Consider the following 20,879-nt stretch of genomic DNA (forward strand, 5'->3'; position numbering starts at 1 on the left):
GCGTTCACAGGTGTGCGCCTTCCTGGGTCAGGTGGAGAAAGGCTTCCTCGAGCGAGGTGCCGGCCGTGAGCAGGTCCTCGAGGGTGCCGGTGAAGGAGATGCGGCCGCGGTCGATGAGCACCACGTCGTCGACGGCGTGCTGGAGATCGTTGAGCTGGTGACTCGAGATCAGCACGGCTCCGCCGGCGGCCGCGAACTGCCCGAGGAAGCCGCGCAGCCACGCGATGCCGACGGGATCGAGGCCGTTGGACGGCTCGTCGAGCACGAGGATCCCGGGATCGCCGAGCAGCGCCGTCGCGAGCGAGAGCCGCTGCCGCATGCCCGTTGAGAAGGTGCCGATCCGCCGGTCGGCGAAGCTCTCGCCCTGCACCAGGGACAGCACCGCGTCGACCCGCTGATCGGCGAGCCCCGCCAGCGCGGCGTACGTGCGCAGGTGCGCACGAGCCGTCATCAAGGGGTGAGCGCACGCGATGTCCAGCACGGCGCCGACGGTACGGAGGGGAGAGGCGAGGTCGGCATACTTCCGGCCCCGGATCAGTGCTGTGCCCCGATCGGGACGGATCAGTCCCAGCAGCATGCGCAGCGTCGTCGATTTGCCGGCGCCGTTCGCACCGAGAAAGCCCGTCACCCGGCCCGCCGCGACAGCGAAGCTGACGTCGTCCACGGCGTTCACCGGCCCGAACCGCTTGCTCAGCCCGGCCACCTCGATGACCGTCGAAGCCCGGCCTGCCTCGCCGTGCCCTGGTGTCGACCGGGGGGCGGCCCCTGTCGTTTCCTGCCTCATCGCTCGCACCCTGTGGTCCGCATATTGCTCTCCTCGTTCTCGATAGGATCGTTCCTAGCAAGTGGAACATTATCACGATGAGAATAATGGATCGGAGCCCGACGTGAACGACTCCTCGATCGCCGACGTCGTCCTGCATCCCGTGCGCCTGCGGATCGTCCAGCAGTTCGGCGGGAGGAGCCTGACGACGGCGCAGCTGCGCGCGTTGCTGCCCGACGTGACGCAGGCGACGCTGTACCGGCACGTCGCCACCCTCGTGGATGCCGACATCCTCACGATCGTCGAGGAGCGACGGGTCCGCGGCGCAGTGGAACGCACGCTGGCCCTCGGAAACCGGATGGCTCACGTGGACCACGGCGAGCTGCGCGCGATGAGCGACGCGCAGCTGCGCTCGGCGATGCTCGCGTTCCTCGGGTCGGTCGCGGCGGATTTCGATCGGTTCCTCGACGGCGACGACTCGGGACTGCGCGATTTCGTCGGATTCGGGCGCGTCCCGCTGTACGTCGGCGCGGCGGACCTCGCCGCGATCCAGTCGGCGCTGTCGGAGCTTCTCGGCCCCTATCTGTCCGATCGCGGCGGCGATCGTCGGCGCGTCAGCTTCGCGACGCTCCTGGTCCCGGAGGTCGACCCTCCCTCACCGAACGGCTGAGCGGGGCCCTCCCGGTGCTGGACCGGGCCGGGCTCAGTGGCCGGGCGCGTCGACCACCGGGGTGCCGTGGGTGTGGAAGGTCTCGATCGTCTTCATGCCCCAGGCCTGGCCCTTGCGGCGCTCGGCCTCCGTCCATTCCACGACGGGCTGATCGGGGTCCAGCAGGAGTCGGGCGCCGGCGTTGGCGAACTCGATGCGGTTTCCCCCGGGCTCCCAGACGTAGAGGAAGAACGTCTGGTTGATCGCGTGCTTGTGGGGGCCGGACTCGATGTGGATGCCGTTCTCGAGGAAGATGTCGGCGGCCTTGAGGATGTCCTCGCGCGTGTCGGGGGCGAACGCGATGTGGTGAAGGCGGTTGCCGTGCTTGGTCCAGTCGTCGGAGTAGACCACGTCGTACGACTTCAGCGAGAAGTGGAACCACCACGCGGCGAACTTGCCGCTGTCGAGTCGGATGCGCTCCGACTCCCGCATCCCCAGCGCGTCCCGCAGGAACGCGCCGTTCGCCTCGACGTCCTTGGCGAGGTAGTTGATGTGGTCGAGCCGACGCGCGTTGACCCCCCGGCCCGGGAAGCGGGAGGCCTGGTTCTTCAGGGCCGGCCGGTCGTCGTCGCCGGCCTCGTACCGCTCGGCTTCGTAGAAGATCCCCATCGCGTGCCCGTCGGGGTCGGCGAACTCGTAGGTGGGCCCGCAGCCGACGTCGCCATCGGTCCACCCGACGCCGAGCCCGGTCGCCTCGATCGCCGCGACCCGCCGCTCCAGCGCCTGCGGCGATGAGGCCCGGAATGACGTGCGACCCACGCCCGCAGCATCCGATGCCGTCAGCTTGATCGTGTACAGCTGGTACTCGTCCCACGTGCGCAGGTACACCGAGTCGCCGTCCTCGGCGACCACGCGCATCGCGAGCAGGTCCTCGAAGAACCAGCGGCTCTGGGTCGGAGTCGGCGTCAGCAGCTCGACGTGGGCGAGGTGGGCGACGTCGAACGACGTGTCGGCGGTCATGGTGCGTCCTCTCTGACGGGGTTCATCGGCGCGGCCGGGGAAAGACCGTGCCGTCGAAGAGCTTGCGGGCCGTGCGCAGCGAGAACGAGGTCGCGCGCCAGGCCCCGGCGTCGTCTTGCGTGACGTGCACGCGGGAGGGGAAGGTGCCGCTCGGGTGCTCGATGGCGGTGTCCTCAGCGCCGAGCGGGCCGGCCATATCGGAGCCGACGGCGCCGGGGATCCGGAGGGCGGCGGCGACGGATGCTGCCATCAGCACGCCGATCGCCGTGTGCACGCGCGCCGGGATGAACGCGCGGGTCGAGATCGCGCCGCCCGCGCGCGGCGGCGAGAGGAGGATCATCTTCGGCACCGTCTGCGCCGACACGTCGCCGAGCCCCATGAGGGGGCCGGCGGCGAGCCGGAGACGCTCGATGCGCGTGGCAAGGCCGGCGTCGGCCTCGAGTGCTGTGGCCGACTCCGTGCCGTCGACGCCGAGCTGATCCGCCCGCAGCAGCACGACCGGCATCCCGTTGTCGATGAGTGTCGCGGTGACGCCGTCGAGGTCGTCGGCGGGGTTCCCGGTCGGCAGCAGCGCCTTGTCGGGGCCGCCCCCGACCTCCAGCTCGATGGCGGATGCCGTGCCCGGGACGCCGTCGATGGCGGCATCGCCGTCGTAGTCGGGGCGGCCGTCTGCCGTCGTGAAGACGGCGGTCGCGGCATCCCCCGTGTTGAGGAGCCGGATGCGCACCGTGGTGCGTGAGCCGGTCGCAGGGACGACGCCCCGTTCGAGGGCGAACGGCCCGATGCCGGCGAGCAGGTTGCCGCAGGTCTGCGCGTCGCTCACCGTCGCCGTGTCGACCCCGATCTGCAGAAACAGGTAGTCGACGTCGACGCCCTCGGCGCCCGACGGCGAGACGATCGCCACCTTGCTCGTGAGCGGGTGCGCGCCGCCGATGCCGTCGATCTGGCGGGGATCGGGTGAGCCCATGATCCGCAGCAGCAGGTCGTCGCGTTCGGCCGGGTCATCCGGCAGGTCCGACGCGAGGAAGTAGGCGCCCTTCGACGTGCCGCCCCGCATGAGCATGCAGCGGATGCCGCCCTCTACCGGGTCAGTCGCGCCCATGATCGCGCGCCTCGTACTCGGCCTGTGTGACGTACTCGATGCCGAGCTCGGCGAGCAGGGGTCGAAGCCCCTTGCGGTCGAGGCTCAGCTCACCGCCCCGGTACGCGAAGCGGTCGGCCTCCTCTTTCGCGATGCGCGCGTCGGCGGCGGCGAGGGCGTCAGCCGCCTCCCGACGGGGGACGCACAGCACACCGTCGTCGTCCGCGACGATCACGTCGCCGGGGCGCACCGTGACCGCTCCGACCGTGACCGGCACGTTCACCGACCCGGGCGTCGCCTTGACGGTGCCCTGAGCGAACACCGCCGCCGACCACACCGGGAAGCCCATCGCGCGCAGCTCCGCGACATCGCGGACTCCCGTCGTCGTGACGAGCCCGCGCACTCCGCGCGCCTGCAGCGCGGTGGCGAACAGCTCGCCGAACGCGCCGTCGAGCGACGGCGATGTCGTGGTCACCACGAGCACGTCGCCCTCGCGGCACTGCTCGACGGCCGCGTGGATCATGAGGTTGTCGCCGGGGTGGCTCAGCACCGTGACCGCGGTTCCGGCGACGCGCACGTCGTCCTGGATGGGACGGATGCCGGGACCCACGAGTCCCGTGCGACCCATCGCCTCGTGCACCGTCGCGACGCCGTGGGCTCCGAGCGCACGGGCGGTCGCAGCATCCGTCCGCGCGATGTCGGTGACGATGACGGGCGTGATCACGGACCCACCCCGCTCACGAGAGCACCGCGGTGACCTGGGGGAAGTGCCGCATGTAGGCCTCGCCCATTGTCTCGTGGTGAAGGCCCAGGTTCGGGCCGGCGTTGCGCTTGAGCTGCACGCCGCGGCGGACCGCGAGGTCGGTGTAGTACGACCACATGTGCTTCTGGGCGGGCAGGCATTCCATCGCCGCGCGCTTGCGTCCGAACGCCTCGGTGATGTCGAGGAGCACGTCGGGGGTGAAGTCGCACTGCTCGGGCTGGTGCGGCTCGAAGAAGAACACCGGCGGGGCCCCGATGATGTCGTCCTTCGTGGGGTAGTTGCCGTCCGAGTTCGCGACGCCGATCGCCTGCGCGAGCACGCGAGCCTCGAGCGCCATGCGCGCCGCCGCCGGGTGATCGCCGTTGTAGGGGTCGCGCAGGGTGTGGGTGAGCACGACCGTGGGCTGCACCCGCCGGTACAGGTCGACCAGCCGCGACACGGCCTCACGCGACTCGAGGAGCGGGTAGTCGCCGAGGTCGAGGAACTCGATCTCAGCGCCGAGAGCGGATGCCGCGGCCTCGGCCTCGTCGCGCCGGATGCCCTTGATCTCGTCCAGCGACTTTCCATCGAGCCACTGGCTCGCCGACTCGCCGCGCTCGCCGTATGACAGGCACGCGACCACCGCGCGCTCACCGCGCAGGGCGGCGGCGGCGATCGCGCCGCCCGCCCGCCACACGAAGTCGCCGGCGTGGGCGCTCACGACGAGGAGCGTGTCGGACGTCTCTGTCATGGGGCCAGCGAACCACACCTATGGCGGAATGGTCAACAAATTGTCTACAATCGTGGCGACTAAATACCTTTCGATGTAGGTATCGGGCGCATCGCGCTCAGGTCACCCGGCACGAACCACTGGACGAGGAAGTCGAGACAGGCATGGCGAGCAATCTGCAGGAGCTGCTGGATCAGAAGGGGAACGTCGTCGACATGCTGCGCAACTCGCAGCTGGGCACGTACATCTACCCGGTCGTACCGGCGGAGTTCACGAACTGGCGGCGTGAGCAGAAGGCCTGGCGCGAGACCGCCGTGCTCTACGACCAGACCCACCACATGGTCAACTTCTTCATGACCGGTCCCGACGCGCTGAAACTGCTGTCCGACACCGGCATCAACTCCTTCGCGAACTTCCCGGTCGACACCGCCAAGCAGTTCGTGCCCACGTCGTCCACCGGCGGGGTCATCGGCGACGGCATCCTGTTCCATCTCGCCGAGGACGAGTACGTCTACGTCGGGCGCGCGCCGGGCGCGAACTGGCTGCAGTTCCATGCCGAGACCGGCGACTACGACATCGAGACCCGCTACGACGACCGTTCGCCCTCGCGCCCGTACGGCCAGGCGGTCACGCGCGAGTTCTACCGCTTCCAGATCCAGGGCCCGAACGCCTGGCCCATCATCGAGAAGCTCGCCGGCCGCGAGGTCGAGCAGGTGCGCTTCTTCCACATGGGCGAACTCGAGATCGCGGGACAGCAGGTGCGCACGCTCCGCCACGGCATGGCCGGTGCTCCGGGCCTGGAGATCTGGGGGCCGTACGCGCAGCATGGCCGGGTCCGCGACGCCGTGCTCGAGGCCGGGCGCGAGTTCGGGATCGAGCCCTGCGGGTCGCGGGCATACTCGTCGAACACGCTCGAGTCGGGGTGGATCCCGTCGCCGCTGCCGGCGATCTACACCGGCGGCGACATCGAGCGCCGCTACCGCGAGTGGCTCCCGGCCGACAGTTACGAGGCGATCAACGCCCTCGCCGGCTCGTTCGTGTCGGACGACATCGAGGACTACTACCTGAACCCGTGGGACCTCGGCTACGGCTCCTTCGTGAAGTTCGACCACGACTTCATCGGCCGCGAGGCGCTCGAGCAGGTCGACCCCGAGACGCAGCGCAAGAAGGTCACGCTCGCGTGGAACGACGAGGACCTCGGCCGCATCCTGACGAGCGTGATCGACCGCGAGGGCCCCGGCTACCAGTTCTTCGACCTGCCGAACGCGAACTACGGCTCCTCCAACTACGACGCTGTGATCGACGCTGCTGGCAGCACCGTCGGCCTGTCGCTGTTCACCGGCGTGACGGCGAACGAGAAGCGTGGGCTGTCGCTCGCCACCGTCGACCGCGACGTGCCGATCGGCGCCGAGGTGCGCGTCGTGTGGGGCGAGCCCGACGGCGGCTCCGGCAAGACGACGGTCGAGCCGCACGAGCAGATCGAGGTGCGCGCGGTGGTGAGCCCCGTGCCCTACGCCGAGACCGCACGCCAGGAGTACCACGGCGGCTGGCGCACCGCCGGCACGGCGTAAACGCAGGCGCATCCGTTCGGGGGCCGCGCCACGCGGGGTGCGTGCGTCGATTCCGCGTGTTGCGGCACGTGAGGGCGCCGCTTGCGGGGCCGGCGGGGTCCGAGCCGGCGGGGTTTCGGGGGCCGCGACACGCGGGGTGCGCGCGTCGATTCCGCGTGTTGCGGCCCCTGAAGCGGGCTCAGGGGGCGGGGTGGTGGCGGTCGGCGACGAGGCGCTCGAACCAGGCGAGCGTCGCGCGGGTCATGTCGGCGGGCTGCCCGGAGGACTCGAGCGCCGAGAGAGCGGCGCGCACCTCGTGCTCACGGCGGACGGCGTGGGTCGTCGAGCCCTCGACCAGGCGATCGATGAGCGCGGCGCCCTCGGGACCGAGTTCCTCGGACATCTGAGCGTGCAGCCAGTCCTCGGCGCCCGCGGCCCGCGCCGCGCCGAGTCCTTCGAGCACGAGCGCCGCGAGACCCTTCATGAACACGCTCCGCAGCAGCCGTAACCGCGCCGCCTCGCCGGCGTCGCCCTCGACGACCTCGACCGGCACCTCGAACGGGCCGACGAGCGCGGCGAACTCGCGTGCTCCGGGCCCGCTCGCGAGCAGCGGCGTGCGGTGCCCCGCGCGCATCACGGGCGCCAGCACCGCGACATCCGCCATCGCGAGTCCGCGGTCGGCGGCGAGGCGCGCGATGCGCTGCTTGAGCTCGGGCGCCGCGGTGTTGAGGTCGGCGTAGACCGCGCCCTTCCCGACGTGCGGAAGTGCGTCACGGGCGACGGATGCTGCGGCGTGGCCTGTCACAAGGCTCAGGGCGACGTCGGCCCCGGCGAGCGCGTCGGCGAGGGAAGAGAACTGCGGCACGTCGGGATCGCCCAGCTCGTGGGCGGGGTCGAACCCGCGGACGTCGGCACCGGCATCGGCGAGGCCCCGCGCGTAACGGCGGCCGGCCTCGCCGAGTCCGAGGATCGCGATCGTCGTCATGGCCGAAACCCTAGAGCACGGCGCGGGGACCGGAGGAGGGAAGGGAGCCGGCATCGTGCGGGTCGGTGTCGAGGCTCTCGAGGTACTCGATCGACCGGCGTGAACCGCTCACGAGCGAGCGGATGCCGTGGGTGCGCTCGTCGACGTCGGGCCGGTACGCGACCGCGAGGTCGTGCGCGATGCCGGCGGCCGCACGGCGCAGCAGCTCGACGTAGCCGTGAGGTGAGACGCCGTCATTCGGCACCACCACGCCGATCGCGGCGTACACGGTCCCACCCGGGCCCATCACGGGCACGGCGATGCCGCGCGATTCGGGATGGATCGCCCCCTCGGTCACGGCATACCCCTCCTCGCGCACGCGTCGCAGCTCGTCACGAAGCTCCGCCCCCGTGTGGATGGTCCGATTGGTGTAGGTCCGCAGCCCGTGCGCGACGACCTCGCTCACGAGCGCCGCATCCGCATGAGCCAGCAGCACCAACCCGCTCGACGAGGCGTACAGCGGGATGCGGCCGCCGATGAGCGTCGCGTTCACGACGGCTTCGCGGGTCGACATCCGGTCGATGAAGAGCACGTCGCGCCCGCTCAGCACCCCGAGCTGGGTGTGCTGGCGCACCCGCTCGTGCACCGCCCCGAGCCACGGTCGCGCGATCTCGCGCAGCCCCACCGCGCCGGGCGTGCGGCTGGCGAACTCCCACAGCCGCACGCCGAGGCGGTACGTGCGATCCGGGAGGCGCTCGAGCAGGCCCTCGCGCTCGAGCTCGGCGATCAGGCGGTGCGCCGTCGAGCGCGGCACATCGGCGGCGTCGGCGATCTCGCTGAGCGTCAGGAACGGATGCCACGCATCGAAGCTCTCGAGCACGCGCAGGTGCCGGTGAAGCACCGACTCGCCCGCAGATCCTCGTGCCACGACATCCTCCTCGACGCCGCCATGCTAACCCCGCTCCGGCGTCGTGGTTCCGCTCAGCGGAAGCCGGGCTTCCCAGCCATGAGCGCGGCTCATGTGTTCTGGCGGTACACCGTCCGGGCGAAGTCGTGGTACGGCGCCGGCGCGACGGTCGCGCGGATGCGCACCTGCCGGTGCGCCGCCTCCACGGAGTCCTTCTTCGAGATGGGGTCCTCACCCCACACGACCTCGACCTCGTCCCCGTCACGGATGCCGGCGTCCAGGGTCGCCAGCGACATGTAGAGCTGGTCGTACGCCACGTACCCGGCATCCGTCGAGATCCCGACGCGCTCGCCGTCCTTCCGGATCTCGTCCATCTGGTAGAGCCCGTACCGCGCCTTCGGGAAGTCGAGGTACTTCGCGGGCGTCCCCGGCTCGAGCTGCGAGCGCACGACGGCCGCGACGTCGTCGGCGTTCCAGATCAGCGTGACCTTGCGGCGCCGCGGGTTCTCGGCGTGCCTCTCGAGCGCCTCGCGCCCGTGGAAGTCGTGGTCGAAGCGCACCGAGCGGCCGAGGCCGATGTCGAACGGCGTCATGTAGTAGTCGTGGATGTCGGTCGAGTACAGCGATCCACCCACCGAGCCGATGCGCGCGGCGGGGAGCCACTCGCGGTACTCGGCGAAGTCGTCGTCGAAGACGGCGGGGAACGGTGTCGGCACCCAGCCCGACTCGAGCGGCGACGACGAGTACGCCTTGGCGCCGACGCGGCGGATGCCGTGCTCGTCGCCGGCCTCCATGAGCGCGTTGAGCACGACCTCGTTGTCCTCCCACGGCCCGTAGAACTCGAAGCCGGGCTGTCCGGCCATGCCGTGGCGCAGCGCTTTGACCGGGCGTCCCGCGATCTCCACGTCGCCGATGTGGAAGAACTTGATCTCGGGCGCCGGCCCGCCGAACACCTTCTCCATGACGAGGTCGGCGTGCGGTCCCTGCAGCTCGTAGCGGTAGAACGTGGGCGGGCCCTGCCGCATGTGCGAGTTCGCCTCGAGCCGGTAGCGCACGTCCTTTCCGTCCGACTGCGCCTTCTCGATGTTGAAGCGCACCCAGTCGATGAGGATGTGGTGCCCGATCAGCACGAGGCCCTCGGGACCCTCGGCGTTGTAGAACAGGATGCCGTCGCCGATGAGGTAGCCGTCCTGGTTCACCGAGATCAGCTGCTTCGCGACGCCCGGGCGGAAGGTCGTGAACGTGTTCGGCGAGATCGAGCTCAGGAGCGGGATCAGATCGTCGCCGTCGAGGAACAGCTGCGTCATGTGGTGCGACTGGTCCATGAGCGCCACGGACGTGTTCCACGCGCGCTGCTCGTCGCGCCAGTTGGTGAATTCCGGCGCCACGGGGAACGTGAACGCCGGCCAGTTCTGGTTGCGCAGCAGCTCGACGGGGCTGCCGGCCCGGTCGATCGCCTGAGCGAGGGACTCGGCCGTCGTGTCGGTCGTCGTCGTGGTGATCATCGTCGACCCTCCTTCGTGGTTGGGGAAGCTGCGGTCAGCGTAGGAGCGCCGCGGCCCGCCTGGTCGAACCATTTCCATTGGGCGGAAACGGATGCTGCGCCCCCGGCGGCCGCGGGCCAGCATCGAGTCGCAACATCACGGTCGGGGAACTTCACACCAAAATCGTTGACAATCCGGCCGCAGATCCGTAGCTTTCGGAGCAGGGGGAGGACTCGAGTCCCCTGATCGACCGCGACGACGCGAAAGGTGGAGCATGGGTGCTCGGCTCGCAGTCCGGGACGTCAGCCTTCACTTCGGTGGCGTCAAGGTCCTCGAAGACGTGACCTTCACCGTCGAGGCGGGGCAGATCTTCGGCCTCGTCGGACCGAACGGCGCCGGCAAGACGTCGCTGTTCAACTGCGTCAGCGGGCACTACCGACCGAGCGCCGGCTCGATCACGATCGACGACGACGAGGTGCTCGGCTCGGCCCCCGCCTCTCTCGCGCGGAAGGGCGTGGCGCGCACGTTCCAGCATCCCGCGCTCCAGCTGCGGGAAACGGTGCTCGAGAACGTGCTGCTCGGCGGGCACAGCCGGCTGCCCGGCGGCCCATGGGAATGGTCGCTGCGGCTGCCGCGCACGGGGCGATCCGAGAAGGCGCTGCGCGCGGAGGCTCTCGAGCTCCTCGAGGCCCACGGCCTCGGGTGGGCGGCGAAGACCCGCGCCGACGAGCTCTCGCACGGACTGCACAAGGGCGTGGAGATCTGCCGGGCCCTGCTCATGAAGCCCCGCCTCCTGCTGCTCGACGAGCCGGCGGCGGGCCTGCCGCACGCCGAGGTCGAGCAGCTGATCGAGACCGTGCGGCGGGTGCGCGACGATGACATCACCGTCGTGATCGTCGAGCACAACATGGGGCTCATCTCGGCCCTCACCGATCGCGTCGTCGTGCTCGACCACGGGCGCAAGCTCATGGAGGGCTCGGCGGCCGAGGCGCAGGCCGATTCCCGGGTCATCGAGGCGTACCTCGGGAAGGACGCGGTCGATGACGCTGCTTGAGGTCGCCGACATCCGCGCGTTCTACGGGCGCGTGCAGGTGCTCGAGGGTGTCTCGCTCGCCGTGCCCGAGGGCGGCGCCGTCGGCATCCTCGGCGCCAACGGCGCCGGCAAGACGACCACGCTCCGCGCCGTGTCGGGCACCGTGCGGTCCACCGGCACGATCCGCTTCGACGGCAAGGACCTGCGGGGACTCCGCCCCGACCAGGTCGCTGCGCTCGGCATCGCGCACGTGCCCGAGGGGCGCGGCACCCTCGCCGACCTGACGGTGCGCGAGAACCTGCGGGTGGGCGCGTACCACCGCAAGGACGCCAAGGCCATCCGCACCGACATCGACTACTGCCTCGACCTCTTCCCGCAGCTGCAGGACCGCATCCGCTCCACCGGGTCGGCGCTGTCGGGCGGTGAGCAGCAGATGCTCGCCATCGCCCGCGGGATCATGGCCCGGCCCCGGCTGCTGCTGCTGGATGAGGCATCACTCGGCCTTGCTCCCGGCACGGCGAAGACGGTGTACCAGGCGATCGGCCGGCTGCGCACCGAATCCGGCATCGCGATGGTCGTGGTCGAGCAGAACGCCAACCTCGCCTTCACCCTCGTCGACAGCGCGACCGTGCTCGAGACGGGGCGCAACGTCCTCACCGGCTCGACCGCGGAGCTCAAGGGCATGGACGAGATCCGCCGCGCGTACCTGGGAGGCTGACGTGAACCCGGGTACCTTCATCCAGCTCGTGATCGACGGCCTGTCGACGGGGTCGATCTACGCGGCCCTCGCGCTCGCCATCGTGCTCGTGAACCAGGCGACCGGGCTCATCAACTTCGCGCAGGGCGGCATGGCCGTGCTCTCGGCCTACATCGCGTGGTCGCTCAACGGGTTCGGCGTCCCGCTCATCCTCGCGATCCTCGCCGCCGTCGTCGTCTCGTTCTTCCTCGGCGCGCTGATCGAGCGTTACCTCATCCGCCGCTTCGAGCGGGGCGACCCCGATACCGCGGTCGTCGTCACGATCGGTCTGCTGACGCTCATCACGGGTCTCTGCGCCTGGATCTGGACGTACAACAACCGGCTCTTCCCTTCGCTCTTCCCCCTCGAGACGATCAAGGTCGCCGGTGCCGTCATCAGCGTCCGCTCGCTCGGCACGATCATCGTGATCGTCGTGATCATGGGGCTCATGCAGGCGCTCTTCCTCGGCACGAAGCTGGGCCTCGCGCTGCGGGCCGTCGCGATCAACCCTGCCTCGGCCGCGTTCTCGGGCATCAACGTGGGCCGCAACCTCATGGTGGGCTGGGGCCTCGCCGCCGTGCTCGGCGCGGTGGCGGGCGTGCTGGTCGCCCCGCAGCTGACCCTCACGCCCGGGATGATGGACTCCGCCCTCGTGTACGCGCTCGCCGCCTGCATCCTCGGTGGCCTCTCCAGCCCGATCGGCGTCGTCGTGGCGGCGTGGCTGATCGGCGTGCTGGAGAACCTCGCGGCCGTCTACATCCCCTTCATCGGGCACGACCTCAAGATCGCCGTGCCCTTCATCCTCATCTTCGTGGTGCTCCTCGTGCGGCCACAGGGCCTGTTCGGCCGGAAAGCGGTGGTGCGCGTCTGATGCCTTCGACCGCGGAGTTCTCGAACCGGACCCCCTTCCTCGACCGGGGGTGGGTGCGGTGGGCGGCGCTCGGTCTCATCGTCGTGCTGATGATCGTCGTGCCGCTGATCCTCCCCGAGTTCGCCAACCAGACCATCGCCCGCATCGGCGTCTTCGCGGTGGCGGTGCTCGGCCTCAACGTCGTGATGGGGTACACAGGGCAGATCTCGCTCGGCCAGATCTTCTTCGTCGGGGTCGGCGCCTACGCCACCGCGTTCGGCGTCAACGCCGACTGGAACATCCTGCTCGTCTTCCTCTTCGCGTGCGCGCTGCCCGCAGTGCTCGGCCTCATCGTGGCGCTCGCCGCCGCACGGCTCGGCGGCCTCGCGATCGCGATGGTGACGATCGCGCTGCCGCTCATAGGGGTGCCGCTGGCCAAGCGCCTGTCGGACTTCACCGGGGGATCGCAGGGCACCTCGGCCCGGTTCTCGGACGCACCGGAGTGGACCGGGCTCTACGACGACCAGTGGCAGCTCTACATCGTCTTCCTCATCGGCGGCATCACGTTCCTCCTCACACGCAACCTCGTGCGCGGGAAGTACGGCCGGGCCTTCGCGATCGTGAAGGGCAACGAGGCCGTGGCGGGGTCGATGGGGATCTCGCCGTACCGGTACAAGGTGCTCGCGTTCACGATCGCCTCGCTCATCGGCGGCGTCAGCGGCTTCCTCTACATGGTCGTCGTCCAGTACACGTCGCCAGAGACGATGAGCTTCGGCCACTCGATCGAGCTCCTGGCCTCCATGGTGATCGGCGGCGCCGGCAGCATCGTCGGCTCGATCCTCGGCGGCATCTGGTACGTGCTGGTGCCGCAGATCACGAACATCATCGACCCGAACATCACCGCGATGCTGCAGGGCGCCATCCTCCTGATCGTGCTCTTCGTCCTTCCCGGCGGCCTGGTGTCGCTGCCGAGGCTGTGGCGTCGCCGCCGCCGGGGCGCCGACTCTCCCCGCGGCCCCGGCGCCACCGGAGCAGGCGCGCGGACGGATGCTGCAGCATCCGTCTCCGGATCCTCGACGGTCGGCGACGCCCTGGGCGCGCCGCCCGGCTCGCCGCCCCCGTCGAAGCCATGACCTTCCCGAACGCAGCCACAGAAAACACAGAGAGGCAGGACCATGAGCACGAAACGCAGGAAGATGCGCGTCGCCTCGGTCGTCGCCGGGATCGGCGTCATCGCCGTGCTCGCCGCCGGCTGCTCGCGCGGCGGCGGCACACCGAACAGCACCGAGGACGGCGGCTCCGCCGAGGCGAGCCCGGGCATCACCGACTCGTCGATCACGCTCGGCATCACGACCCCGCTCTCGGGACCGACCGCCGGGCCCGGCACGTGCACGGTCGCCGGCATCACCGCGTACTTCGGCGCCAAGAACGCTGAAGGCGGGGTGGAATTCGGCGACGGCAACACCCGCACGGTCGAGATCGAGGCGCTCGACGACGAGTACGACCCGCAGAAGGCCAAGGCGAACTACGACCAGCTGAAGAGCAGCGTGTTCGCGATGACCTCCGGACTCGGCACGCCGACCAACCGTGCCTGGCGCGAGGCGGCCATCGCCGACGAGGTGCCGCAGGTGCTGATCCAGACGGGCGACCCCATCTTCAGCAGCCAGGAGGAGAGCCCGTGGCAGCTCGGGTTCGTCCCGATCTACCAGAACGAGGGCCAGGCGTTCGGCGAGCTGCTGGCCGGGTCGGCCGAAGAGCACACGGTCGCGATCCTGTCGCAGAACGACGACTACGGCGAAGGCTACGTCGAGGGCTTCAAGGCCGCGATCGAGGGTGCCGACAACATCGAGGTCGTCAAGGAGCTCACGTACGAGGCCACCGACACCTCGGTCGACGCGCAGCTCACCGAGCTCGCCGGCTCGGGCGCCGACGTCTTCTTCAACGCGATGTCGATCACGCCGCTCGTGATCTCGTCGCTGCAGAAGACGCAGGAGCTCGGCTGGCTGCCCTCGTGGTTCCTGCCGTCGAACACGTCGAGCCCGAGCGCGATCCTCGAGCCCGGTGGCGCGGCGGCGTTCCCCGGCGTGTACACGGTGGCGTTCGCGCAGTCCGCGGCCGCCCCGACCTTCGCGGAGAGCGAGGAGGGCGCCGCGTTCCTCGAGCAGCTCAAGGAGTACGCGAACTACCCGGACGTGCCCGCGTTCCCGCACTGCGTGTGGTCGTACCAGATCGGCGCGACGCTGGAGGAGGTGTTCGGCAACATGACCGAGCCCACGCGCGAGAACTTCATGGAGGCGCTGCGCGACGTCTCGGGCTTCACCGCTCCGCTGATGCTCGAGGGCTCCACCGTCGACACGACCGAGGACGGTCAACCCGCCGTCTCGACCGTGCAGGTGCAGAAGTACAACGGCAAGGGCTACGCCCCCGCCGAGTCATGGGATCAGTGACCTGAGGACACGAGGAGGGGCGGGCGGAGGCATCCGTCCGCCCTCTCTTCTTTGATCTGGGTGAAGGCTCACTCCATGCCGTGCAGGACCTCGACGATGCCCGAGAGGTGGGCGCGAGTCGCTGCCTCGGCGGCGTCGGGGTCCTTCGCCAGGATGGCGTCGATGATCGCGATGTGCTCGGGCGCCGACGTCGCGGCGCGGCCCGGGTGGAACGCGAGCCGGAACTGGTGGCGGGCGGACTGCGCACGCAGGCGCTCCAGTAGCTGCGTCGCGGTGGCGTGGTGGCTGAGGTCGCGGATGCGGCGATCGAGCTCCTGGTTGAGGCGCGAGTACGCCATGAGGTCTCCCGACCCGATCGCCGCCGCGATCTCGGTGCGCAGCGCCCGCAGCTCGTCGGCATCGGCGGGCGTGAGATTCTCGGCGGCCTTGCGGGCGCAGAGGGTCTCGAGCCCGATGCGCACCTCGACGATCTCGATCGCCTCGTCGACCGTGATCGCGCGCACCCGCGCGCCGCGGTTGGGGAGGCGCTCCACGAGCCCTTCGCCGGCGAGGTTCAGCAGGGCGGTGCGCACGGACGCCCGCGAGGCCCCGTACCGCTCGCTCAGATCGGCCTCGATGAGGCGCTGGTGGGGTGCGAACTGGGCGTCGAGGATCGCCTCGCGGATCACCTGCGTCAGGTCGGGGCGCTCGGCGATCTCGTCGTCGCTCAGCACGGCAGCATCCGTCATCTCGGCCAACCCCCTTCAGCGCCTTCGTCCGTGCACTGACACTATCTCGCGGGAGAGCGGTCATCGCGAAGATCTCATACGAAACTCGCGCGAAAATCGTCGACAATCTTGATTCATGCCCATGGGGGAGGCACGCTGGGAGTGGTGTCGATCCGCGCCGACCCGAGGCGGATCCACGTTGGACAACACGGAGAGGTGGACGTTCATGGGCGAGGCGGCGATGGGGACTTCGGTCCGGACGGGGCTTTACATCGGGGGTGAGGAGCGGTTCACCGACGACGTGCTGACGATCCCCGACCCGGCGAAGCCGGGTGCGATCGTGGGTGAGGCGGCCGCCGCGACGGAGTCGGATGTGAAGGATGCCGTGGCCGCGGCGAAGAAGGCCTTCCCGGCGTGGGCGGCGCTCACGCCTCAGGAGCGTGCTGCCGCCATGGCCGACGCGATCGCCGGGATCGCCGACGACCGCGACGAGGACGCGGCGGTCCTGTCGCAGGAGAACGGCAAGATCCGCATGGAGGCGTGGATCGACGCTCTCGTGTTCGAGATCCGCTGGAACCTCGCGCTGATGCTCGCCGACGAGGTCGATGCGTCCAAGACCCTGCCGCCGGTTCCCGGCGCGATCCCGGTGTCGACCGACGTGACGTACCAGCCGCTGGGTGTCGTGACCGTGATCGTGCCGTTCAACTGGCCGATCGCGATCCTCGGTGCCTCCCTGCCGCACGCACTGCTGGCGGGCAACACCGCGATCGTGAAGCCGCCGCCCTCGACGCCGCTGGCCACGACCCGCGTCGTGCAGCGCGTGGCCGAGAAGCTGCCGCCCGGCGTGCTCAACGTCGTGACGGGCCGCGACCAGGACATGGCGGGGCTCATCCAGAGCCCCGACATCGCCAAGGTCTGCTTCACGGGCAGCGTCAACGGCGGCAAGCGGATCATGGAGATGGCTTCGAAGACGCTCACCCGCGTCACCCTGGAGCTCGGCGGCAACGACGCGGCGGTCTTCCTCGAGGACGCGATCCTCGATGACGCGCACCTGGACCGCCTGTACGCGGCGATCTACGACACGACGGGGCAGATCTGCATGAACGCGAAGCGCGTCTTCGTGCACCGCTCGCGCGCCGACGAGCTCATTGCGGGGCTGTCGGCCCGACTCGAAGCGGCCCGGCTGGGCTACGGCCTCGACGAGGGCACGACGATGGGGCCGCTGCATCAGCCGGCGCAGAAGGCGTTCGTCGACGAGATCATCCAGGAGGCGAAGGATGCCGGCGCCGACGTCCGCGAGTTCGGCGAGCTTCCCGGTGGCGAGCTCGAGGGCGGCAACTTCGTGCGGCCGGCGATCGTCGTCGACCCCGACCCGCAGCTGCGCGTCGTCACGCAGGAGCAGTTCGGACCGGTCATCCCGGTGATCCGGTTCGACGACGAGGCCGAGGCCGTGCGTCTCGCCAACGACACGTGGGGCGGGCTCTGCGGCTCGGTGTGGACCGGCTCGCCCGAGGCGGCGCAGCGCGTCGGCTCGCAGCTGGTGTGCGGCTACGTGTGGGTCAACGACCACGGCGCGACCAGGCTCGACCTGCGCGCGCCGTTCGGTGGCATGAAGCAGTCCGGCTTCGGCCGGGAGCAGGGGATCGAGGGCGTCCGCGCCTTCCAGGACACCCGCTCCATCGCCACCCTCGACCCGGAGGTGCTCGCCTCGATGGCCCACTGACGCGGAGCGACATCATCCCGTCGGTGCGCCGATGGGATGATGTCACGCATGACTCTCGCCGAGGACGCCGCCGACGCGCCCGAGTTCCGCAGGGTGTCGCCGGTCCGACAGGTCCTCACCGTCTTCGGCGACTACTGGTGGGGCGTCGACGATGCTCTTCCGACCGGCGCGCTCGTGACCGCGCTCACCGACCTCGGGCTCAAGGAGGCCGCCGCGCGGGCGACGCTGGGGCGCATGGTGCGGGGCGGGCTGCTGGGCGTCGAGCGGGCGGGCCGGCGGACGACCCACAGCCTCACGCCGCGGGCTCTGGACATCGTCGAGGAGGAGGGCGCCTGGCTCGAATCGTTCGGTCTCGTCGAACCGGCGTGGGACGGGTTGTGGACGGTGCTCGCCTTCTCGATCCCTGAATCCGAGCGATCGTCGCGGCATCTCGCGCGGTCCCGGCTGCGCTGGCTCGGGTTCGCGCCGCTGTACGACGGCGTGTGGGTGTCGCCGCGGGATCGCGCCGCGGCGGCGATGTCCGAGCTTCGGGACCTCGGCGTCAGCGACGTCACGGCGATGCGTGCCACCCTCCAGACGACGATCGCGGGTGGTGCGCAGTCGGCCTGGAACCTCGACGACATCGCCGCGGAGTATCGGCGATTCGCCGCCGGCATGAAGCCAGGGCAGCCGGATGGGCCCGTGGCGGCCTTCGTCGAGCGCATGCGGCTCATGCTGGGCTGGCAGACGTTCCGCCTGCTCGACACGGGCATGCCCGCCGAACTGGTGCCCGGCGATTGGCCCCGTGCGGCCACGCGTCGTGCGTGGGCGTCGCGCTACAACGAGCTCGGGGACGCCGCAGAGAGCCGCATCCGCACGCTCGTCGGCGAGATCGACGCCGACCTCGCGCAACGGGTCACGCGACGCCGGATGGTGGAGGACTACGACACTTAATCTTTCGTTGACGAGCGTCACTGCGAGTTCTACTCTGTCGCGTAGGCGGCAGCGACGATGCTGCGCCATGACGACGACGTCGACGGAGGGTGCAATGAAGAGATCCAGAACCGGGCCGCTCGCATCAGGGGTGCTCGCCTCGGCGGGACTGATCCTCGCCGGCCTGTCGCTGCCGACCGCGGTCAGCGCTGCGCAGCCGGTCACGATCGAGATCGAGTCGGGACGCGCAGACAGCGTCTCCGGCGGCGACGCCCTGGTCTCGATCGCCGGCGCCCGCGACGACTTCCGCATCGTGTCGGCCGGTGTCGATGTGACCGAAGCGTTCCACCCGGTCGACGGGCGCCTGATCGGGCTGGTCGACGCACTGCCGCTGGGCGTCAGCGAAATCCAGGTCACCAAGAAGAACGGTCAGGTGCAGGCCGCGCTCGAGGTCGAGAACCACCCCATCACCGGTCCGGTGTTCTCGGGGCCGCAGCATCCGATGTACTGCACGGCGGCCGGTGCACCGTGGAACCTGGGTGCGGTCGACGAGGACTGCCACGTCGCGGCTCCCTCGGTCAGCTACCGCTACCGCACCACTGCCGGGCAGTTCGCCGACTATCCGACCGACGGATCCACCCCGGCAGGCCTCGCCACCACCACCGTGGACGGCGTCACGGTCCCGTTCATCGTGCGCATCGAGCGCGGCACCATCAACCGCGCGGTCTACGAGACCGCGGTGCTCCACGTCCCCGGAACCGCCGAGCCCACACCGTGGGCGGCCACCCCGGGCTGGAACGGCAAGCTCGCCTACACCTTCGGCGGCGCGTGCGGCGTCGGCTACTGGCAGGGCAGCAGCACCGGCGGCGTGCAGAACGACCTCTTTCTGAGCCGCGGCTACGCCGTCGCGTCAGCGACGTTCAATGTCTACGCGCAGAACTGCAACGACGTCACGAGCGCAGAGACCGCGATGATGGTCAAGGAGCACATCGTCGAGCAGCTCGGACCCATCGATTACACGATCGGGTCGGGCGGATCGGCGGGCACCATGCAGCAGCTGCTCCTCGCCAACAACTACCCGGGCATCCTCGACGGCGTCCTGGGTGAGATCGGATACCCCGACGAGCGGTCGACCACGATCGGCGGCCACGACTGCCGAGGCCTCCTCAACTACTGGAACTCGCCCGCCGGTGCCGGCTGGACCGACGCGCAGAAGGTCGCGGTGACGGGGCACGCCGTACCGGGAACGTGCTTCGGCTTCACCTTCTTCGACGGCGTCGACGACCCCAACCGCGGTTGCAACCCGGCGATCCCCGTCGCCGACCGCTGGTCGCCGAGCAACCCCGAGGGTCTGCGCTGCACGATCGCCGACATGGTGAAGAACGTCTACGGGACGGATGCCGAGGGCCGCGGTCTGCGCGTGGAGCCCGACAACGTCGGCGTGCAGTACGGCTGGAACGCCCTCGAGAGCGGAGCGATCACAATCGAGCAGTTCGTCTCGCTCAACGAGCAGGTCGGCGGCATGGGCGTGGACGGCAATCGCACCGCGGCGCGCTCGGAGGCGAGCGTCGAAGCGATCGAACGGGCGTACGCGACCGGGCGCATCAACATGATGACGGGCGGTCTGGCGTGGACGCCGGTGATCGAGATCCGCAACTACACCGACCCCACGGGCGACTTCCATGAGCGCTACCGGTCGGCGATCATCCGCGAGCGCATGCTCGCGGCGTACGGCGACGCCGGAACGCACGTCAACTGGACGGGCGCGAACATCGGCGCCAACACCAACCAGATGCGGGTCGCGGCGCTCGACAAGCTGGAGGACTGGCTCGACGCGATCGAGGCGGCGGGCGGGCCGGGCGACCGCGCGCGCACCGTGGCAGCACGGCCGGCCGACCTCGTCGACGGCTGCTTCGACGCGCAGATGGCCTTCATCGCCGAGCCGCTCGATTACGACGACCCCTCGACGGCATGCAACACGCTGTACCCCTACCACTCGCAGCCGCGGGCGGAGGCGGGCATGCCGCTCATCGCGGACGGATTGAAGTGCGCGCTGACGCAGCCGGTGCGCACCGACTATCCCGCGATGGACGATGCGCAGTGGGCACGACTGCTCGCGACGTTCCCGTCGGGCGTCTGCGACTGGGGCCAGCGCCCGCAGGGGTACACACCGCTCGAGGGCACCTGGCTCGACTTCGGGACGACCGAGGCCGTGACCGCCGCCGCGCCCGAGGTCGCGGGCACCCCGCGCGTCGGCGAGGTGGTGACCGCCCAGGTCGACGCGCCGGCGGGCGCGGCGATCGCCTACCAGTGGATCGCGGACGGCGTGCCGATCGACGGCGCCACCCAGGCGTCGTTCGGCCCCACGGCCGACCTCGTCGGAGCGCAGCTCCGTGTGAGAGTGACGGTGTCGGCGGACGACCGCGTCTCGCAGACGCTGCTCTCCGCCGAGACGGAGAAGGTGAAGAAGGCGCCGGGCCAGCCCTGACCCTCGCATCCGCATCCCCCTGGCCGACGCGTCGGCCAGGGGGATGCGGCGTTCGGCCCCGGGCAGCTTCGCCGTTCGGGGCGTGCGGCGCGC

The 20,879-nt window shown here is 70.2% G+C and carries 19 protein-coding genes; 10 read left to right on the forward strand and 9 right to left on the reverse strand.

Annotated features, from left to right (window positions below; genetic code table 11):
• Window positions 1-4 precede the first annotated feature (4 nt).
• The gene (locus tag MRBLWH7_RS15000; protein WP_341995854.1) at window positions 5-703 is read right to left on the reverse strand and encodes an ATP-binding cassette domain-containing protein; all 699 of its coding nucleotides are present in this window, start codon (window positions 701-703) and stop codon (window positions 5-7) included.
• Window positions 704-887: 184 nt separating this feature from the next.
• Between MRBLWH7_RS15000 and MRBLWH7_RS15005 the strand changes: the two genes are divergently transcribed.
• Window positions 888-1,433: a helix-turn-helix domain-containing protein gene (locus MRBLWH7_RS15005; RefSeq protein WP_341995856.1), complete on the forward strand. Its 546-nt coding sequence runs from the start codon at window positions 888-890 to the stop codon at window positions 1,431-1,433.
• A 33-nt stretch (window positions 1,434-1,466) separates the two neighbouring features.
• On the opposite strand, the gene MRBLWH7_RS15010 is transcribed toward MRBLWH7_RS15005, so the two are convergent.
• The 4 genes from MRBLWH7_RS15010 to MRBLWH7_RS15025 are packed head-to-tail and all read right to left on the reverse strand — an operon-like array spanning window position 1,467 to window position 5,006.
• Window positions 1,467-2,432 carry a VOC family protein gene (locus tag MRBLWH7_RS15010; RefSeq protein WP_341995857.1) on the reverse strand — a complete coding sequence of 322 codons (966 nt, stop codon included), beginning with the start codon at window positions 2,430-2,432 and terminating at the stop codon, window positions 1,467-1,469.
• Window positions 2,433-2,454: 22 nt separating this feature from the next.
• Window positions 2,455-3,534 carry a 4-oxalomesaconate tautomerase gene (locus MRBLWH7_RS15015; RefSeq protein ID WP_341995859.1) on the reverse strand — a complete coding sequence of 360 codons (1,080 nt, stop codon included), beginning with the start codon at window positions 3,532-3,534 and terminating at the stop codon, window positions 2,455-2,457.
• Window positions 3,521-4,237, reverse strand: a complete 717-nt coding sequence (locus tag MRBLWH7_RS15020; protein ID WP_341995861.1) for a 4-carboxy-4-hydroxy-2-oxoadipate aldolase/oxaloacetate decarboxylase — start codon at window positions 4,235-4,237, stop codon at window positions 3,521-3,523. Before MRBLWH7_RS15020 ends, MRBLWH7_RS15015 begins: the two co-directional genes overlap by 14 nt.
• Window positions 4,238-4,250: 13 nt before the next feature.
• Entirely contained in the window at window positions 4,251-5,006 is a 756-nt protein-coding gene (locus tag MRBLWH7_RS15025; RefSeq protein WP_341995863.1) for a PIG-L deacetylase family protein, read from the reverse strand.
• 143 nt (window positions 5,007-5,149) lie between these two features.
• On the opposite strand from MRBLWH7_RS15025, the gene MRBLWH7_RS15030 reads away from it, so the two are divergent.
• Window positions 5,150-6,556, forward strand: coding sequence for an aminomethyl transferase family protein (locus tag MRBLWH7_RS15030; protein ID WP_341995866.1), 1,407 nt, complete (start codon window positions 5,150-5,152; stop codon window positions 6,554-6,556).
• A gap of 178 nt (window positions 6,557-6,734) precedes the next feature.
• Here MRBLWH7_RS15030 and MRBLWH7_RS15035 read toward each other — a convergent pair whose 3' ends face one another.
• The 3 genes from MRBLWH7_RS15035 to MRBLWH7_RS15045 all read right to left on the reverse strand — a co-directional run bounded on the left by MRBLWH7_RS15035 (window position 6,735) and on the right by MRBLWH7_RS15045 (window position 9,911).
• Window positions 6,735-7,520, reverse strand: coding sequence for a DUF1932 domain-containing protein (locus tag MRBLWH7_RS15035; protein WP_341995869.1), 786 nt, complete (start codon window positions 7,518-7,520; stop codon window positions 6,735-6,737).
• 10 nt (window positions 7,521-7,530) lie between these two features.
• Window positions 7,531-8,427, reverse strand: a complete 897-nt coding sequence (locus MRBLWH7_RS15040) for an IclR family transcriptional regulator (RefSeq protein ID WP_341995870.1) — start codon at window positions 8,425-8,427, stop codon at window positions 7,531-7,533.
• A gap of 89 nt (window positions 8,428-8,516) precedes the next feature.
• Window positions 8,517-9,911, reverse strand: a complete 1,395-nt coding sequence (locus MRBLWH7_RS15045) for an aminomethyl transferase family protein (RefSeq protein WP_341995873.1) — start codon at window positions 9,909-9,911, stop codon at window positions 8,517-8,519.
• A 253-nt stretch (window positions 9,912-10,164) separates the two neighbouring features.
• On the opposite strand from MRBLWH7_RS15045, the gene MRBLWH7_RS15050 reads away from it, so the two are divergent.
• The 5 genes from MRBLWH7_RS15050 to MRBLWH7_RS15070 are packed head-to-tail and all read left to right on the forward strand — an operon-like array spanning window position 10,165 to window position 14,956.
• The gene (locus tag MRBLWH7_RS15050; protein ID WP_341995875.1) at window positions 10,165-10,944 is read left to right on the forward strand and encodes an ABC transporter ATP-binding protein; all 780 of its coding nucleotides are present in this window, start codon (window positions 10,165-10,167) and stop codon (window positions 10,942-10,944) included.
• A complete protein-coding gene (locus tag MRBLWH7_RS15055) occupies window positions 10,931-11,641 on the forward strand; it encodes an ABC transporter ATP-binding protein (protein WP_341995877.1) in 711 nt (236 codons plus the stop codon). Before MRBLWH7_RS15050 ends, MRBLWH7_RS15055 begins: the two co-directional genes overlap by 14 nt.
• 1 nt (window position 11,642) lies before the next feature.
• On the forward strand, window positions 11,643-12,530 hold the full coding sequence (locus MRBLWH7_RS15060; protein ID WP_341995881.1) for a branched-chain amino acid ABC transporter permease: 888 nt from the start codon (window positions 11,643-11,645) through the stop codon (window positions 12,528-12,530).
• Window positions 12,530-13,642, forward strand: coding sequence for a branched-chain amino acid ABC transporter permease (locus MRBLWH7_RS15065; RefSeq protein WP_341995883.1), 1,113 nt, complete (start codon window positions 12,530-12,532; stop codon window positions 13,640-13,642). Before MRBLWH7_RS15060 ends, MRBLWH7_RS15065 begins: the two co-directional genes overlap by 1 nt.
• A gap of 42 nt (window positions 13,643-13,684) precedes the next feature.
• Complete coding sequence (locus MRBLWH7_RS15070) at window positions 13,685-14,956, forward strand: ABC transporter substrate-binding protein (RefSeq protein WP_341995885.1); 1,272 nt, start codon at window positions 13,685-13,687, stop codon at window positions 14,954-14,956.
• A 68-nt stretch (window positions 14,957-15,024) separates the two neighbouring features.
• Here the strand turns inward: MRBLWH7_RS15070 and MRBLWH7_RS15075 are convergent, their stop codons facing one another.
• Complete coding sequence (locus tag MRBLWH7_RS15075) at window positions 15,025-15,684, reverse strand: GntR family transcriptional regulator (protein WP_342002080.1); 660 nt, start codon at window positions 15,682-15,684, stop codon at window positions 15,025-15,027.
• A gap of 178 nt (window positions 15,685-15,862) precedes the next feature.
• On the opposite strand from MRBLWH7_RS15075, the gene MRBLWH7_RS15080 reads away from it, so the two are divergent.
• The 3 genes from MRBLWH7_RS15080 to MRBLWH7_RS15090 all read left to right on the forward strand — a co-directional run bounded on the left by MRBLWH7_RS15080 (window position 15,863) and on the right by MRBLWH7_RS15090 (window position 20,786).
• Window positions 15,863-17,386 carry an aldehyde dehydrogenase family protein gene (locus MRBLWH7_RS15080; protein ID WP_341995888.1) on the forward strand — a complete coding sequence of 508 codons (1,524 nt, stop codon included), beginning with the start codon at window positions 15,863-15,865 and terminating at the stop codon, window positions 17,384-17,386.
• 48 nt (window positions 17,387-17,434) lie between these two features.
• Window positions 17,435-18,319 carry a PaaX family transcriptional regulator C-terminal domain-containing protein gene (locus tag MRBLWH7_RS15085; RefSeq protein WP_341995889.1) on the forward strand — a complete coding sequence of 295 codons (885 nt, stop codon included), beginning with the start codon at window positions 17,435-17,437 and terminating at the stop codon, window positions 18,317-18,319.
• A 94-nt stretch (window positions 18,320-18,413) separates the two neighbouring features.
• A complete protein-coding gene (locus MRBLWH7_RS15090) occupies window positions 18,414-20,786 on the forward strand; it encodes a DUF6351 family protein (RefSeq protein WP_341995891.1) in 2,373 nt (790 codons plus the stop codon).
• The last annotated feature ends 93 nt before the right edge of the window (window positions 20,787-20,879 follow it).

The sequence above is a fragment of the Microbacterium sp. LWH7-1.2 genome, from assembly GCF_038397755.1.
Lineage (GTDB): Bacteria > Actinomycetota > Actinomycetes > Actinomycetales > Microbacteriaceae > Microbacterium.